This window comes from Streptomyces sp. NPDC007164 (assembly GCF_040634135.1).
GTDB classification, from domain to species: Bacteria; Actinomycetota; Actinomycetes; order Streptomycetales; family Streptomycetaceae; genus Streptomyces; species Streptomyces sanglieri.
This window is the reverse complement of sequence record NZ_JBEYFB010000041.1, coordinates 51,650-65,485: the sequence shown is the minus strand read 5'-3', so window position 1 is coordinate 65,485 and position 13,836 is coordinate 51,650. Positions and strand designations below refer to the sequence as shown.

Sequence of the window (13,836 nt, the reverse complement as noted above, 5' to 3'; positions counted from 1 at the left end):
CGCAAGGGCTGACCCGCAACCCCCTTCTCCTTCCCCACGGTCCGGGGCCGAGTGGTGCACACGCACCGCACGGCCCCGGACCGTTTCCGATCACCGTCGCGAGCGACAGCGCGCCGAGAGTAAAAGCATGGCAAAACGCGCTCGTCAAGCGGCCGCCCGGCCTGCCTGAGCGGTTCTTTTCAGACTTTCCCGCCCGCCGGGCCCTCACGGCTCCGGAAGCCCCGTGACCGGCCCTATGCTCTACACGTCTGTAGAGCACGGGACCCTCTCTCGGTGATCCCGTGCTCCCCCGTACCCCTCGTACGCACGTAAGGGAGTGGACGCCGCCATGGTGTTCAAACGACTGCTCGGCTCGCTCGGCGTGGGCGGTCCAACCGTCGACACCGTCCTCACCACCGGGGCGACCGCTCCCGGTGGTCCTCTGTCCGGCCAGGTCCATCTCAAGGGCGGCAGCGCCGACTTCGACATCGACCACATCGCGCTGGAACTGGTCGCGCAGGTGGAGGCCGAGCACGAGGACGGCGAGGTGGAGCGCGTCGTGGCCTTCGAGCGCTTCACCGTCGGCGGCGGCTTCCGGCTGGCCGCGGGCGAGCAACTCAGCGTGCCGTTCACGGTCACACTGCCGTGGGAGACGCCGGTCACCGAGCTGTACGGGCAGAGCCTGGGCATCGTGCTCGGCGTGCACACGGAGCTGTCGGTCGCCGGTGCCAAGGACAAGGGGGATCTCGACCGGCTCCTGGTGAGCCCGCTGCCGGTGCAGGAGGCGATCCTCGAAGCGTTCGGACAGCTCGGCTTCGGCTTCCGGTCCGCGGATCTGGAGTACGGCCGCATCGGCGGCACCGGCCAGCAGCTCCCCTTCTACCAGGAGATCGAGCTGACCCCGCCGCCGCAGTACGCGCACGCGGTCGAAGAGATCGAGGTAACTTTCCTCGCCACCGCGGGCGGTATGGAGGTGGTCCTGGAGGCCGACAAGCGTGGCGGAGCGTTCTCCGACGGGCACGACGCTCTCACCCGGTTCACCGTCGCGCACGACGGAATCCACCATCAGGACTGGCGGGCGCTCGTCGAAGGCCGGTTCCAGCAGCTGATCGAGCACCGGTCCGCGTACGCGGCCGGCTCGGCGTACGGGCACGGCGACCCGTACGCCGGGCACCACGGCCACGAGCCCGGCCACGGCCACCACGAGGACCACGGCGGCGGTCACCGTTCCGGTCCGGGCCTGGGAACGGCCGTCGCGGTGGGAGCGGCCGGGCTCGCGGTCGGCGTCGTCGGAGGCATGGTCGCCGCCGAAGTCGTGGACGAGGTGGGGGACTTCTTCGAGGGCGACAACGATGACGACGGCGATGACGAGGGTGGTGACGACTGATGTTCGGAATCAGCGAGATCGCGATCATTCTGATCGTGGTGATAGTGCTTCTGGGCGCCAAGCGCCTCCCCGATCTGGCCCGCTCCGCGGGCAAGTCGGCCCGCATCCTCAAGGCCGAGGCGAAGGCCATGAAGGAGACCGAGGGCGCCGGAGGTGAAACGGGGGCGCCCCGTGTCATCCGCGGCGAGACCGTGGGCCGGCAGGATGCCGGGGATCCGGCGCCGGACACGGGGCAGCAGCCTCGGGGCCGCGCCTGAGACTGCCGGGCCGGGGCGGCGTGCACGCCGTCAAGGCGTGCACGCCTGCGAGATCGACAGGCTGTTCTCGTAGAGATGGAGCCGGGTGATCCGGCCGCCCTCGGCGGTGAGGCGCAGCGCGAAGGGGCCCTCGAAGGACTTTCCGGTCGCACGGACGGTCCCCGCGAGATGCCCCAACAGGACGGCGTCGGTTCCGTCGACGAGGAAGGTGTCGATGGACGCGCGGGCGTCCTCGGGCACGGTGTGATCGGTCAGCTCCGCGAACTGGGAGGCGCATTCGGCGGCGGTGGACCGGGGCCGGATCCACGGTACCGCGGGGTTCTCGGCGAGCAGCCAGTCGACCTCGTCGGCGAAGAGCGCGGTGAGTGCTTCGGTGTCCCCTGCGAGGCGGAGTTCGAGGAACTTCTGGACGGTGGCGCGGGTGGCGTCCGCGATGTCGGTGGGGTTCATGTGCCCCAGCCTGCCCGGACGCTGACGGAGCGTCGATTACCTCGGAGGTAGGGGCAGGCGGCGCCGCCACAGTCGCCGAGTGCCGTTCGTGCTGCCCTGGAGGAGGAAGCGGTCGTCCGGCGGCGGTGCGATGCCCCCGGAGGCCGTCCGGCCGGACGGCCGCGGCCGAGTGTGCCCGAGCGAGCTTTCCCGTGGCGCCCGGTGGACGCCGCGCCTGTGACTTCTACACCTTGAGACCGGCGGCGACCGGCCGGTGGTCGCTGGCGGTGGCGGGGAGGGTCCAGGCGTCGGTGGGGGTGACGCCCCGGGTGAGGATGTGGTCGATCCGGGCGATCGGGAAGGCCGCGGGCCAGCTGAAGCCGAAGCCGGTTCCGGCCTCGTCCTTGACCGATGTCAGCCGGGACGTGAGCGGCGCGAGGGCGCGGTCGGTGGTGGCTCCGTTGAGGTCGCCCAGCAGGAGGACCTTCTTCTGCCGCTCCTGGTCGACCGCCCGGTCGAGAGCGGCGAGCGTCTCGTCGCGGCGTGCGACGGCGAAGCCGGACGCGCCGACCCGGACCGAGGGCAGATGGACCACGTACACGGCGAGGGGACCGTTCGGCCCCTGGACCTGGGCGCGCAGTGAGCGGCTCCAGCCGGGATCGATGGTGACGCGCCGGGACTCGGTGATGGGGTAGCGGCTCCACAGGGCGACGGTTCCGATGTGCACGCGGTGGGTGAGCCGCCGGTCCAGCACCTTCCGGTAGGCGGGCAGGGCTTCGTCGGTCACTTCTTCCAGGGCCACGAGGTCGGGGTCGGCGGCCAGCAGCGTACGGGCGGTGGCGGCGGGGTCGGAGTTGGTGGCGCTGACATTGTGGGTGACCACGGTCAGGTTCGGCCCGGTGTCGCTCCGCCCGCCGAAGTACAGGGACGCGAACATGGCGGCCCACACGGCGCCGAGCAGCAGGGTGGCGACGACGGCCGGCACCGACCTGCGGAACAGTGCGGCCAGGAGCAGCACGGGTACGGCCAGGCCGGTCCAGGGCAGCACGGTTTCGAGCAGGCTGCCGAGATTGCCCGGCGAGTTGGGCATGAGCGAGTGACAGACCATCACCAGACCGGTCACCACGGCGACGGCGCTCAGAAACCGGCCCCGGTCCCGGCCCCACCCCGAGCCGAACCGGCTGAACCTGCCAAACCGGCTGAACCGGCTGAACCGGCTGAACCGGCTGAACCGGCTGAACCGGCTGAACCGGCTGAACCGGCCGATCGGGCCGGACAAACGGCCCAGCCGACCGGGCGGCTGTCCGTCCGGGGCCGGTCCTCCCGCCACAGGAACGGAATCGGACGGAACGGGGCAGACAGGAAAGGGGGCGGAGGAGACGGGATCGGTGGGCGAGGAGGCAAGGCCGGAGGGGACGGGATCGGAGGGGACAGGATCGGAGTGCGAGGAGGCAGGGTCGGAGAATCCGCCTCCGATGTACACATCCGGGTAGGGGTCCTCGCGCAGATCGGCCATGGCATGTCCTTCGGAAGAGGGCTCGGACTCAAGGGGGCTGAGCACGGCGCCGGTCAGCCTGCCGCGTTGCTCAGCGACGCCGGGCAGGTGCCACCGGGGCTGGTCAGGAGCTCGAAGTGCCACATCTCGTTGTTGTAGACCTGGCACAGGCCGTAGTCGGAGCCGTTGCGGATGAGCCAGTCGTCGGCATCGGTGGGGCCGATGTCGACCGCCTTCCCGGAGACATGCGCCGACTTCTGCGGGGTGTTCACGAACTGCCTCGCCTTCTCGGCGCTCCCGTACTTCTCGATGCCCTCGTCCAGCAGGCGCTGCTGGTGTTCCCTGCTGCGCCATCCCGAGGTGACCCGGAATTCGATGCCGTCGTCGCGGGCGTCCCGGGCCGCCTGCTGCACGGCCTTCAGCAATCGCTTGTCCAGCCGGGCGATGGCCGGGTACCGGGTGTCGAAGGGGGTGAACTGACGACCGTCCGGGGTGCCGCCCCCGTCGGCGCCCTCCGGGGTGACCTCCGCGGTCGCTGCACGGCTGCCCGGCGCCCGGTCCGCCGTGACGTCGGCGTGCGCGGCCGGTTCGCTCCGGGTCGTCAGGCCCCATGCCGCCGCCAGTGCCACCACCAGGACCGCGCCCACTCCCGCCACTGTCCGGCCGGGCAGGCGGCGCGCTGCCGTGGCGGAGCGGCTCTTGGCGGGGTTGTCGTGCATGGTGGCCTCCGGGCATCTCGTACGGCGCGGCGGGTGCCGCGGACCGATGCCTTGAGTGAACGGTGAGCCGTGTTGTCGGACCGTTTCGATTTCCCGATACGTTTTCGATATCCCCGGACCGCTCAAAATAGGGACGGTCATCGCGGACCGCTCGAACAGGGACGGCCGGACAGACCGGCGACCTGCCGGGTGAGGCACAGAGCAGGAGAGGCCGTATGCGGGTGCTGATTGTCGAGGACGAGCTGTATCTCGCCGAGGCGGTGCAGGCGGGTCTGAGGCTCGAAGCCATCGCCTCCGACATCGCCGGGGACGGCGACACCGCGCTGGAACGCCTCGATGTGAACGAGTACGACGTCGTCGTGCTCGACCGCGACATTCCCGGCACGCACGGTGACGACGTGTGCCGGGCGATCGTCGAGCGGCGGCTCGGCTGCCGCGTGCTCATGCTGACCGCGGCGGGCCTCCTGGACGAGAAGGTCACCGGCTTCGAGATCGGCGCCGACGACTATCTGACGAAGCCCTTCGACCTGAAGGAGCTGGTCGTACGGCTGCGCTCGCTGGCCCGCCGCCCCAAGGACAGCACTCCTCCGGTCATCGAGTGCGACGGAATCCGGCTGGACCCGTTCCGGCGGGAGGTGTTCCGCGACGGGAGATACGTGGCGCTCACCAGGAAGCAGTTCGCCGTGCTGGAGGTCCTGATGACCGCGCGCGGCGGTGTCGTCAGCGCGGAGACGCTGCTGGAGCGGGCCTGGGACGAGAACGCCGACCCGTTCACCAACGCGGTCCGCATCACCATGTCCACGCTCCGTAAACGGCTCGGTGAACCGTCGGCCATCCATACCGTGCCCGGCGTCGGCTACCGTCTCGGCGAGTCGGCCGGGGGTGACCGGTGAACCGCCGGCCGGCACCCCGGCGGCACACCGGCGCCGCTTCGGCCGAAGGCCCCTCGGAAGGCCGGTCCGGGAGCCGGTCCGGGGGATGGTCCGAAGGCCGTTCCTGGGATCGGCCCGAAGGCCGGCCGGGAGGCCGGTCCGAGGGCCCGGCACCGTCCGGTCGGCCGCGGCGGCTGACCGCCCGGATGAAGCTCACCCTCACGTACGCCCTGTTCGTCGTCGTCGCCGGGGCGCTCAGCCTGGTCGTGGTCTACCTGGCCATGCGCTTCGTGCCCTACTACCCGCTGGCGGACGTGAACCCGCAGGCCGCGGCCATCGCCACCCGCCCGGACATCCTCCGGGCCCTGGCCAAGGCGTCCGGCATCGCCCTGCTGATCCTGGCACTGGTCGGGCTCGGCGCCGGCTGGCTCATCGCGGGCCGCGTCCTGCGCCCCCTCCAGGACATCACCCGGGCGGCCCGCCGGGCCGCCCACGGCTCCCTGGACCACCGCATCGGGCTCACCGGTCCGCGCGACGAGTTCACCGAGCTCTCCGACACCTTCGACGACATGCTCGCCCGTCTCCAGCGGTCCTTCGACGCCCAGCAGCGCTTCGCCGCCAACGCCTCGCACGAACTGCGCACACCGCTCGCCGTCAGCCGCACCATGCTCGACGTGGCCGTCGCCGACCCCGACGGCCAGGACTACCACCAACTCGTCTCCCGGCTCCGCGAGACCAACCAGCGCGGCATCGACATCACCGACGCCCTGCTGCGGCTCTCCGCCCTCGAACACACCCCGCCCACCATGGAGCACCTGGACCTCGCCGACACCGCCCGAGCAGCCGTCGAGGCCGTCCGCGAGGAGGCCGGGACACGGAACATCGCGCTCTCCGCCGACATCCGTCCGGCCCGGGTCACCGGCAACGGCGTACTGCTGCGCCAACTGACCCTGAACCTGCTCCACAACGCCGTACGGCACAACCTGCCCACCGGCGGCACGCTCTCCCTTTCCACCGGCCCCGACACTGCCCGGCCCGGCCGCGCCCTCCTGACCGTCACCAACACCGGACCGCGGCTGGGCGACACGGTCGACCGCCTCACCGAGCCGTTCCTGCGCGGCAGCGGGCGCCTGGCCGAACAGGACTCCTCCCGCCGCGGCCACGGCCTCGGCCTGGCGATCGTCGCCAGCATCGTCCGCGCCCACCACGCGGACCTGACGCTCACCGCCAACCCGGGCGGCGGACTCACCGTCCGCGTGTCCCTGCCCGGCGCCCAAGGAGGCCACGCGGGAACCAACGGGAACTGAGAGGCTGTCGGCAGGAGGGGAAGAAGACCCCGGAACGACTCGGACTCCTAGCTCCAGCGGCGGGTCACGCCGGAGGCCACCCCGCAAGAACCTTCACGTGGACACGGAGTGGCTCCTGCTGGTGACCGACGCCGGCGCACACCGCGTTCGGCGTGTCGCCGATGACGAACAGCCGGAACCGGTTGGAGCCTGAAGGCATGACCGACCCGACTCAGGACCCCCGCTTCCTGCAGGACCCGTACCAGGCTTACGCGGTCATGCGGTCCAAGTGCCCGGTGCAGGCCGTCCCCACCGGCTCCGGCGGACACACCGGCTACCTCGTCACCGGCTACGCGGAAGCCAGGCAGGCCCTCCGCGACGCTCGGCTCTCGAAGGACACGGCCGCTTTCTTCGCGGACAAGGAGTCACGACGTCGTCCGCACCCGGCGGTGGCACACACCATGCTGGCCAGCGACCCTCCCCGGCACACCCGGCTGCGCAAGCTCGTGACCAAGGCGTTCACAACAGGGGCCGTCACGGAGCTCCGTCCGTTCATCACCCGCGTCACCGACGAGCTGTTGGATCAGTGGCCCGTCGGTGAGCGCTTCGACTTCGTGGCCGGCCTGGCGGTTCCACTGCCCGTCATCGTGATCTGCGGGCTGCTGGGAGTACCGGAGGGCGACCGGCCCGACGTCCGGCGCTGGTCCGGAGAGCTGTTCGCGGCAGGGAGGCCCGACATCATCGATGCGGCCTCGCATGCCATGGCCGACTACATGACGGGCCTCATCGCCGCCAAGCGCCTGCACCCCGGCGGCTCGCTCCTCGACCGGCTCATCGCGGTTCGCGACGGCGACGACGACTGCCTGGGCGAGGAGGAACTGGTCTCTCTGGCGGTTCTGTTGCTCGTCGCCGGACACGAGACCACCACCAACTTCCTCTCCAATGCCGTCCTGGCGCTGCTCCAGCACCCTGACGAGCTGAACCGTCTTCGGGAGAACCCGGACGAGATCCCGGCCGCGCTGGACGAGCTGCTCCGCTTCGATTCCCCCGTGAGTACGGCCACCTTCCGGTTCACCACAGAGGCCGTCACACTCGGCAGCACCGACATCCCCGCGGGCGTCCCGGTGTTGATCGGTCTCGGGGCCGCCAACCGTGACCCGGAACAATTCCCGTCACCCGACCGGCTCGACCTGGACCGGAACACCACCACCCATCTCGGTTTCGGCCACGGCATCCACCGCTGTGTCGGCGCTCCCCTGGCCAGGGCCGAGGCCGAGATCGCCCTGCGGGCAGTCCTGACCCGGTTTCCCGCGATCCGGCTCGCCGCACCGCCCGACCAACTGGCATGGCGTCGCACGCGACTTGTCCGCGGTCCGGCGTCGCTGCCACTCCTCGCCCGTGCGCTTTGACCTTGCCCCTGGGGGAAGGGCGAGAGTGGCTTCGTGGATCACGTGGGCGAGCGGTGCCTGCTCGTCGGTGTGACAGGACGAAGAGGGAGACAGCGCATGGCGGAGACCTGCGTCATTTTCGACATCGGTGGCGTACTGGAGATCACACCGGAAACGGGGTGGGTGCAGCGGTGGGAGAAGCGGCTGGAATTGCCGCCCGGCACGGTGCATGAGCGGATGCGTGACGTGTGGCGGGCCGGGAGCGTCGGAAGCATCGGTGAACGAGAGCTTCACGAGCAGTTGACCGTGCGCCTGGGGCTCGACGCTCCCCGGCTCGAAGCCTTCATGGCCGACCTGTGGACGGAGTACCTGGGAACGCCCAACGAGGAGCTCATCACCCATGTGCGAGGGCTGCGTGGAAAGTGCCGGCTGGGCATCCTGAGCAACAGCTTCGTCGGTGCCCGGGAGCGGGAGACATCGCGGTACCGCTTCGACGAGCTGGTCGAGCGGATCGTCTACTCGCACGAGATCGGCATCGAGAAGCCGGACCCACGCGCTTTCCAGGCCGCGTGCGCCGCCCTGGAAGTGCGGCCGGAGGGCTGCCTGTTCGTCGATGACCTCGTGGTGAATGTCGAGGCCGCCCGGGCGGCGGGCATGCAGGCGCACCTGTTCGAGGACAACGCCCGGACGATCACACGCATCGCGGCCCATCTGGACACCGGTCCCCGGACGCCCCGAAGTCCTGCGCGCCGTGCCGTGCCGTCCGACGAGTGACGGCCGCCAAGGCCGTACTTGTCACATGGGGTGTCCTGGCCCGCTGCCTGGACACCGTCGCTCTGCCGTCCCGAAGCCGAAGCCGGGCCCGCTCGGGGGTGTCCGTCACGAATCCGGCCGACAGCGCGGGATTCAAGTCGGGAACCGGTCAAATGCCAAGCCCAGCAGGCGAGTCGTGCCCGCCGCGCCTCTTCTCCCCTGCCGTATCGTCCTTGTATGAACCCTCTGAGCCCGGACGATCCACGTGCGGTAGGGCCCTATCGGCTTCTCGGCGTGCTCGGGGAAGGGGGCATGGGCCGGGTGTACCTCGCGCGATCCGCAGGGGGAGAACCGTCGCCGTGAAAGTCGTCCGGGCGGAGTTCGCCGGGCAGGACGATTTCCGGCAGCGGTGCACGGGAGGTCGACGCCGCGCGGCGCGTGGGCGGTGACTGGACCGCGCCGGCCCTGGACTTCGACATGAGTGCCGCGACACCCTGGGTCGCCACCGGGTACGTCCCGGGCCCCGACCTCCAGACCGTCGTGACCGACGACTACGGCCCGCTGCCCGAGCGCTCGCTGTGCGTCCTCGCGAACCGGCTCGCGCTCGCCCTGGGGGCCATCCACGCCGCCGGTCTCGTGCACCGGGACCTGAAGCCGTCCAATGCCCTCGTCACCGTCGACGGCCCCCGCGTCATCGACTTCGGTATCGCCCGCGCCCTGCACGCCGTTACCGACGACGGCCCGTACAAGGCCATCCTCTTCAGGGCCAGGGCGGGCGAGGCACCCGTGCCCCAGAAGTACTTGGGGCAGTGGGTACCCAAGGGCGAGAAGAAAAACCCGACGGCCCAGGTCACCATCAAGCAGGCGAAGACCGGGTATTACGTCGTCAACGGGTGGGACAACGCCCCCGAGAAGCGCTGCACCTGGAATGAAGTCCTGGTGTTCGTGAACGACACCGGTCTCATTTCCAGGCCGATCTACCAGCGCGGTTCGGTGAATCCCTGCGGCAGGGCTCCCACCGGCGCCCGCGGGTACACCCTCGCCGACTCCGGCATCCTGTCCATGGGGCATGCGGGGCGCAAGCTGGAGTTCGTCCGCAAGCCCGGCGCGTAGCGCGCGCGTACAGGGCACCGCGGGCCGAGCGCCCCCAGCTCGTCCTCAATGATCTTCACGGCGAAGAAGTGTGCGCCTTCACCGGCCCGGTCGCACCTCGGTGCCCGGGTGATGTGCGGTGACGGCAGAGCGTGCGGCGATGTACAGGCCGATGCTCCGGCGGGCCGCCGCCCACCGCGTACCACTCCCGACAGGCCCGGCGGTCGCAATTCCGATGCCGGGCCGTCACGGCATCGAGGCTGCGTGGCCGCTCGTCACGGACGAGCATTAAGGTTCGATGCGAGGTATGTGCGCGCCCGTCCCACTTCGGAGCAACGGGCTCAGGATCCACTCCGCGCACTGGAAGGGAACGAAGCCGTGCATGGCGAGTACAAGGTGCCCGGCGGCAAGCTTGTCGTCGTGGATCTGGATGTCGAGCAGGGCGCGCTACGCAACGTGCGCGTCGCCGGAGACTTCTTTCTGGAGCCCGACGAGGCGATCCTCTCGATCAACGAGGCCCTGGAGGGTGCCCCGTCCTCGACGGACACCGCGGGTCTGGCGGCGCGGATCACGGCGGGACTGCCGGAGTCGACCGTCATGCTCGGGCTGACCGCGGAGGGCGTCGGCATCGCTGTCCGGCGAGCGCTGGCGCATGCGACCGAGTGGAGCGACTACGACTGGCAGCTGGTGCACACGGAGCCCCAGGCCCCGGCGCTGCACATGGCATTGGACGAGGTCCTCACCGCCGAGGTGGCCGCCGGGCGGCGGGCGCCCACGTTGCGGGTGTGGGAATGGGCCTCGCCCGCTGTGATCATCGGCAGCTTCCAGTCGCTGCGCAACGAGGTGGACCCCGAAGGGGCGGCAAAGCACGGAGTGACCGTGGTACGCCGCATATCCGGTGGCGGGGCCATGTTCGTGGAGCCCCTGAGCACCATCACGTACTCCCTGTCGGTGCCGGAGTCGCTGGTCTCCGGCCTCTCCTTCGCCGACAGCTACGCCTACCTCGACGACTGGGTGCTGGGCGCCCTCGGCGACATGGGCATCAGGGCCTGGTACCAGCCCCTCAACGACATCGCCACCGAAGCCGGGAAGATCGCCGGCGCCGCTCAGAAGCGGATCGTCGGCGCCGACGGCGGCCCCGGAGCCGTCCTGCACCACGTGACGATGTCGTACGACATCGACGCGGACAAGATGCTGGAGGTGCTGCGGATCAGCAAGGAGAAGCTCTCCGACAAGGGCACCAAGAGCGCCAAGAAGCGTGTCGACCCGCTCCGTCGCCAGACCGGCCTCGCCCGGGAGCAGGTGATCGAGAACATGATCGCCTCCTTCCGCAACCGCTACGGGCTGACCACCGGCGAGGTCACGGCGGAGGAGATGACCCGGGCCGAGGAGCTGGTGCGGACGAAGTTCGGCACTGCGGAATGGACCGCTCGGGTGCCGTGAGGCCGGTCGCGGGCAGGTGTCGGCTTTCCGTCGCGGGCAGGTGTCGGCCTTCCGTCGCGGGCAGGCGTCAGCTTTCCGTCGCGGGCAGGTGTCGGCCTTCCGTCGCGGGCGGTTCGTGCCGGGGCAGTTCCTGTTCGGTCCAGATGATCTTGCCCTCGGTGGTGTAGCGGGTGCCCCAGCGGCGGGTGAGCTGGGCGACGAGGAAGAGCCCTCGGCCGCCCTCGTCCGTGGTGCGGGCGTGTCTGAGCCGTGGCGAGGTGCTGCTGGTGTCGGAGACCTCGCAGATCAGGACGGACTGGCGCAGCAGCCGGATCCGGATCGGCCCGCTGGCGTAGCGCACCGCGTTGGTGACCAGCTCGCTGACGATCAGCTCGGTCGTCATCTCCAGTTCTTCCAGGCCCCAGGCGCTCAGCTGGCGGGCGGTCCGGGCCCGGACTCCGGCGACGGCGGCCGGGTCGGCGGCCACTTCCCACGAGGCGACGTGGTCGGGGCTCAGCTCGTGGGTACGGGCGAGCAGCAGGGCCACGTCGTCGGGCTGGGGCACCGGGACCAGTTGGTCCACGACCGTCGCGCACAGGGCGTCGAGCGGGAGGCCGCGCTGTGCCAGGGCGCCCCCGAGGCGGGACATGCCGAGATCGGGGTCCTGGTCGCGGCCCTCGATCAGGCCGTTGGTGTAGAGGCCGATCAGGCTCCCCTCGGGCAGTTCGGTCTCCGCCGTCTCGAACGGCAGCCCGCCCAGGCCCAGCGGCGGTCCCGCGGGCAGTTCGAGGAAGGTGACCCGGCCGTCCGGGGCGACGACGACGGGCGGCGGGTGGCCGGCGCGGGCCATGGTGCAGCGCTGGGTGACCGGGTCGTAGACGGCGTACAGGCAGGTGGCGCCGAGTACGGGGGTGCTCTGCTCCCCGCCCTCGGGTTCCTCGTCGCTGAGGCGGAGCACGAGGTCGTCGAGGTGGGCGAGGAGTTCGTCGGGCGGCAGGTCCATGTCGGCGAGGGTGTGCACCGCGGTGCGGAGCCGGCCCATGGTGGCCGCGGCGGCGATGCCGTGGCCGACCACGTCGCCGACGACGAGCGCGACCCGGGCGCCGGACAGCGGGATCACGTCGAACCAGTCGCCGCCGACACCGTCCTTGGCGTCCGCCGGGAGGTAGGAGGAGGCCACGTCCAGTGCCATTCCGCCGGGCAGTGTGTGCGGGAGCAGGCTGCGCTGGAGGGTCAGCGCGGTGGTGTGCTCGTGGGTGTAGCGGCGGGCGTTGTCCACGCACACGGCGGCCCGCGCCACCATCTCGCGGGCCGGAAGCACATCGTCCGGTTCGAACGGGGCGGGGTTCTGCGACCGGATGAAGGTGGTCAGACCGAGCACCGTGTCGCGGGCCCGCATGGGTACGGCGATCAGGGAGTGGAGTCCGTACTCGCGGATGCTCGCCGCCCTGGCGGGCTGTTCGACGGCCCATACGTTGTTGTCGGGGTCCAGGACCGGGATGAGCAGGGGTTCGCCGTCGATGAGGAACCGCATGTCGTGGGGCGGGGGTACGAAGTCCACCGGGTCCCCGATCCGGCGGACCGCCTCCGGGCAGCCCTCGCGCACCGAGCTCATCCCGGCCCGGCGCATCTGCGGCCGGGTGGCGGCGACGGCGCCGGACCTGGTCAGCTCCGCGCCGGACAGCCCCGTGCCCAGCGGCCACGGGCCCGGCGCACCGGGGCTGGCGACCGGTTCCAGCAGGTCGACGATCACGAAGTCGGCGAACCGCGGCACCGCGAAGTCGGCCAGTTCCTGGGCCGTACGGATCACGTCCAGGGTGGAGCCGATGGTGGCTCCGGCGTCGTTGACCAGGGCCAGGCGCTGCTGGGCGTTCCACCGGTCGGTGACGTCGAGGACCATGTAGCACAGGCCCGTGACGCCGCCGTCGTTGTCGGTCAGCGGCAGGTACGAGGTGGAGTAGGCGCGCCTGCGGCGCGGGTCGGCCCAGGTCCAGCCCAGGTACTCGTAGTCGATGACGGGAATCCCGGTGTCCAGCACACCGCGCATCAGCGTCTCGATGGCCTCGGTCTCCAGCCCCGGCAGCACCTCGCTCAGCCGCTGGCCCACCCGGTGCTCGCGCGGGACGCCGCCGAAACGTTCCAGGGTGTCGTTCACCCAGACGTAGCGCAGGTCCGGGCTCATCACCGCCATGCCGATCGGCGACCCGGTCAGGAAGGCGTCCAGCACGGACTGTCCGACCGTCCACTCCGGCCGCCGTTCACGACCGGAGACCAGGAAGCACTCGCGGCCGTCCAGGTGAAAGGAGGCCGAGACCCTCAGGTCCACCCCGATCCGGCTGCCGTCGCTCCGCCGGACGTCCGCGACGCCCCGCCACCCCACGCCCGCCCGGCAGCGCTCGGCGATCGCGGCCACCCGTACCGGGTCCTCGGGCATGTCGAGCAGGGAGCCGGCCGGCCGCCCGACCACCTCCGTGGCCCGGTACCCCAGCAGCTCCTGTGCGCTGTGCGTCCAGCCGACGACCGTTCCGTTGCCGGCGACCACCACGGTCGCGTCGTTCGCCGTGTCGTAGGAGTGCCGGGGAGTGCGGGGCCTCGAAGGTTCGGCTCCGGGCGCCGACTGCGGACCTGCACACGCCATACCGGACACCACCTATCCGCTCCCTGCCCATGATCCCGCCTACCGCGCTCGGGTGCGAGCGACAGCGGTGCCGGACTCGGCCCGGGCGGACCGGACGAGGGGGACCCCGGACGGACCGG

At 70.9% G+C, this 13,836-nt stretch carries 11 protein-coding genes and 1 pseudogene; 8 read left to right on the top strand and 4 right to left on the bottom strand.

What is annotated here, in order from left to right; translation table 11 throughout:
• Positions 1-328: 328 nt before the first annotated feature.
• Together ABZ622_RS33465 and ABZ622_RS33460 are read left to right on the top strand one after the other, a co-directional pair.
• Positions 329-1,366 (top strand): sporulation protein, encoded by a 1,038-nt coding sequence (locus tag ABZ622_RS33465; RefSeq protein ID WP_360549714.1) that lies wholly within the window; start codon positions 329-331, stop codon positions 1,364-1,366.
• Positions 1,366-1,623 carry a twin-arginine translocase TatA/TatE family subunit gene (locus ABZ622_RS33460; protein WP_360549712.1) on the top strand — a complete coding sequence of 86 codons (258 nt, stop codon included), beginning with the start codon at positions 1,366-1,368 and terminating at the stop codon, positions 1,621-1,623. The genes ABZ622_RS33465 and ABZ622_RS33460 overlap by 1 nt, the downstream gene beginning before the upstream one ends.
• 30 nt (positions 1,624-1,653) lie before the next feature.
• Here the strand turns inward: ABZ622_RS33460 and ABZ622_RS33455 are convergent, their stop codons facing one another.
• The 3 genes from ABZ622_RS33455 to ABZ622_RS33445 form a co-directional block, all read right to left on the bottom strand.
• Entirely contained in the window at positions 1,654-2,073 is a 420-nt protein-coding gene (locus tag ABZ622_RS33455; protein WP_360549710.1) for a nuclear transport factor 2 family protein, read from the bottom strand.
• A gap of 223 nt (positions 2,074-2,296) precedes the next feature.
• Positions 2,297-3,331 (bottom strand): endonuclease/exonuclease/phosphatase family protein, encoded by a 1,035-nt coding sequence (locus ABZ622_RS33450; RefSeq protein ID WP_360549708.1) that lies wholly within the window; start codon positions 3,329-3,331, stop codon positions 2,297-2,299.
• A 290-nt stretch (positions 3,332-3,621) separates the two neighbouring features.
• Positions 3,622-4,266, bottom strand: a complete 645-nt coding sequence (locus ABZ622_RS33445; protein ID WP_360549706.1) for a M15 family metallopeptidase — start codon at positions 4,264-4,266, stop codon at positions 3,622-3,624.
• Positions 4,267-4,481: 215 nt separating this feature from the next.
• Here ABZ622_RS33445 and ABZ622_RS33440 point away from each other — a divergent pair, with 215 nt between their 5' ends.
• From ABZ622_RS33440 to ABZ622_RS33415, 6 genes and pseudogenes are all read left to right on the top strand, one after another.
• Positions 4,482-5,159: a response regulator transcription factor gene (locus ABZ622_RS33440; RefSeq protein WP_360549704.1), complete on the top strand. Its 678-nt coding sequence runs from the start codon at positions 4,482-4,484 to the stop codon at positions 5,157-5,159.
• 185 nt (positions 5,160-5,344) lie between these two features.
• Positions 5,345-6,445 carry a HAMP domain-containing sensor histidine kinase gene (locus tag ABZ622_RS33435; protein WP_360549702.1) on the top strand — a complete coding sequence of 367 codons (1,101 nt, stop codon included), beginning with the start codon at positions 5,345-5,347 and terminating at the stop codon, positions 6,443-6,445.
• A 197-nt stretch (positions 6,446-6,642) separates the two neighbouring features.
• Positions 6,643-7,833 (top strand): cytochrome P450, encoded by a 1,191-nt coding sequence (locus ABZ622_RS33430; RefSeq protein WP_360549700.1) that lies wholly within the window; start codon positions 6,643-6,645, stop codon positions 7,831-7,833.
• 96 nt (positions 7,834-7,929) lie between these two features.
• Complete coding sequence (locus ABZ622_RS33425) at positions 7,930-8,586, top strand: HAD family phosphatase (protein ID WP_360549698.1); 657 nt, start codon at positions 7,930-7,932, stop codon at positions 8,584-8,586.
• Positions 8,587-8,802: 216 nt separating this feature from the next.
• Positions 8,803-9,285 (top strand): annotated as a pseudogene (locus ABZ622_RS33420) (serine/threonine-protein kinase); the annotation flags it as partial.
• Between the two features lie 750 nt (positions 9,286-10,035).
• Positions 10,036-11,100, top strand: coding sequence for a biotin/lipoate A/B protein ligase family protein (locus tag ABZ622_RS33415; RefSeq protein ID WP_360549696.1), 1,065 nt, complete (start codon positions 10,036-10,038; stop codon positions 11,098-11,100).
• A 67-nt stretch (positions 11,101-11,167) separates the two neighbouring features.
• Here ABZ622_RS33415 and ABZ622_RS33410 read toward each other — a convergent pair whose 3' ends face one another.
• On the bottom strand, positions 11,168-13,717 hold the full coding sequence (locus tag ABZ622_RS33410) for a SpoIIE family protein phosphatase (protein ID WP_360549694.1): 2,550 nt from the start codon (positions 13,715-13,717) through the stop codon (positions 11,168-11,170).
• Positions 13,718-13,836: the final 119 nt, after the last annotated feature.

Bases quoted from the DNA above. Each gene is read 5' to 3' on its own strand.
- ABZ622_RS33465 (WP_360549714.1), top strand. From the start codon at position 329: ATGGTGTTCAAACGACTGCTCGGCTCGCTCGGCGTGGGCGGTCCAACC.
- ABZ622_RS33460 (WP_360549712.1), top strand. From the start codon at position 1,366: ATGTTCGGAATCAGCGAGATCGCGATCATTCTGATCGTGGTGATAGTG.
- ABZ622_RS33455 (WP_360549710.1), bottom strand. From the start codon at position 2,073: ATGAACCCCACCGACATCGCGGACGCCACCCGCGCCACCGTCCAGAAG.
- ABZ622_RS33445 (WP_360549706.1), bottom strand. From the start codon at position 4,266: ATGCACGACAACCCCGCCAAGAGCCGCTCCGCCACGGCAGCGCGCCGC.
- ABZ622_RS33440 (WP_360549704.1), top strand. From the start codon at position 4,482: ATGCGGGTGCTGATTGTCGAGGACGAGCTGTATCTCGCCGAGGCGGTG.
- ABZ622_RS33435 (WP_360549702.1), top strand. From the start codon at position 5,345: ATGAAGCTCACCCTCACGTACGCCCTGTTCGTCGTCGTCGCCGGGGCG.
- ABZ622_RS33430 (WP_360549700.1), top strand. From the start codon at position 6,643: ATGACCGACCCGACTCAGGACCCCCGCTTCCTGCAGGACCCGTACCAG.
- ABZ622_RS33425 (WP_360549698.1), top strand. From the start codon at position 7,930: ATGGCGGAGACCTGCGTCATTTTCGACATCGGTGGCGTACTGGAGATC.
- ABZ622_RS33410 (WP_360549694.1), bottom strand. From the start codon at position 13,717: ATGGCGTGTGCAGGTCCGCAGTCGGCGCCCGGAGCCGAACCTTCGAGG.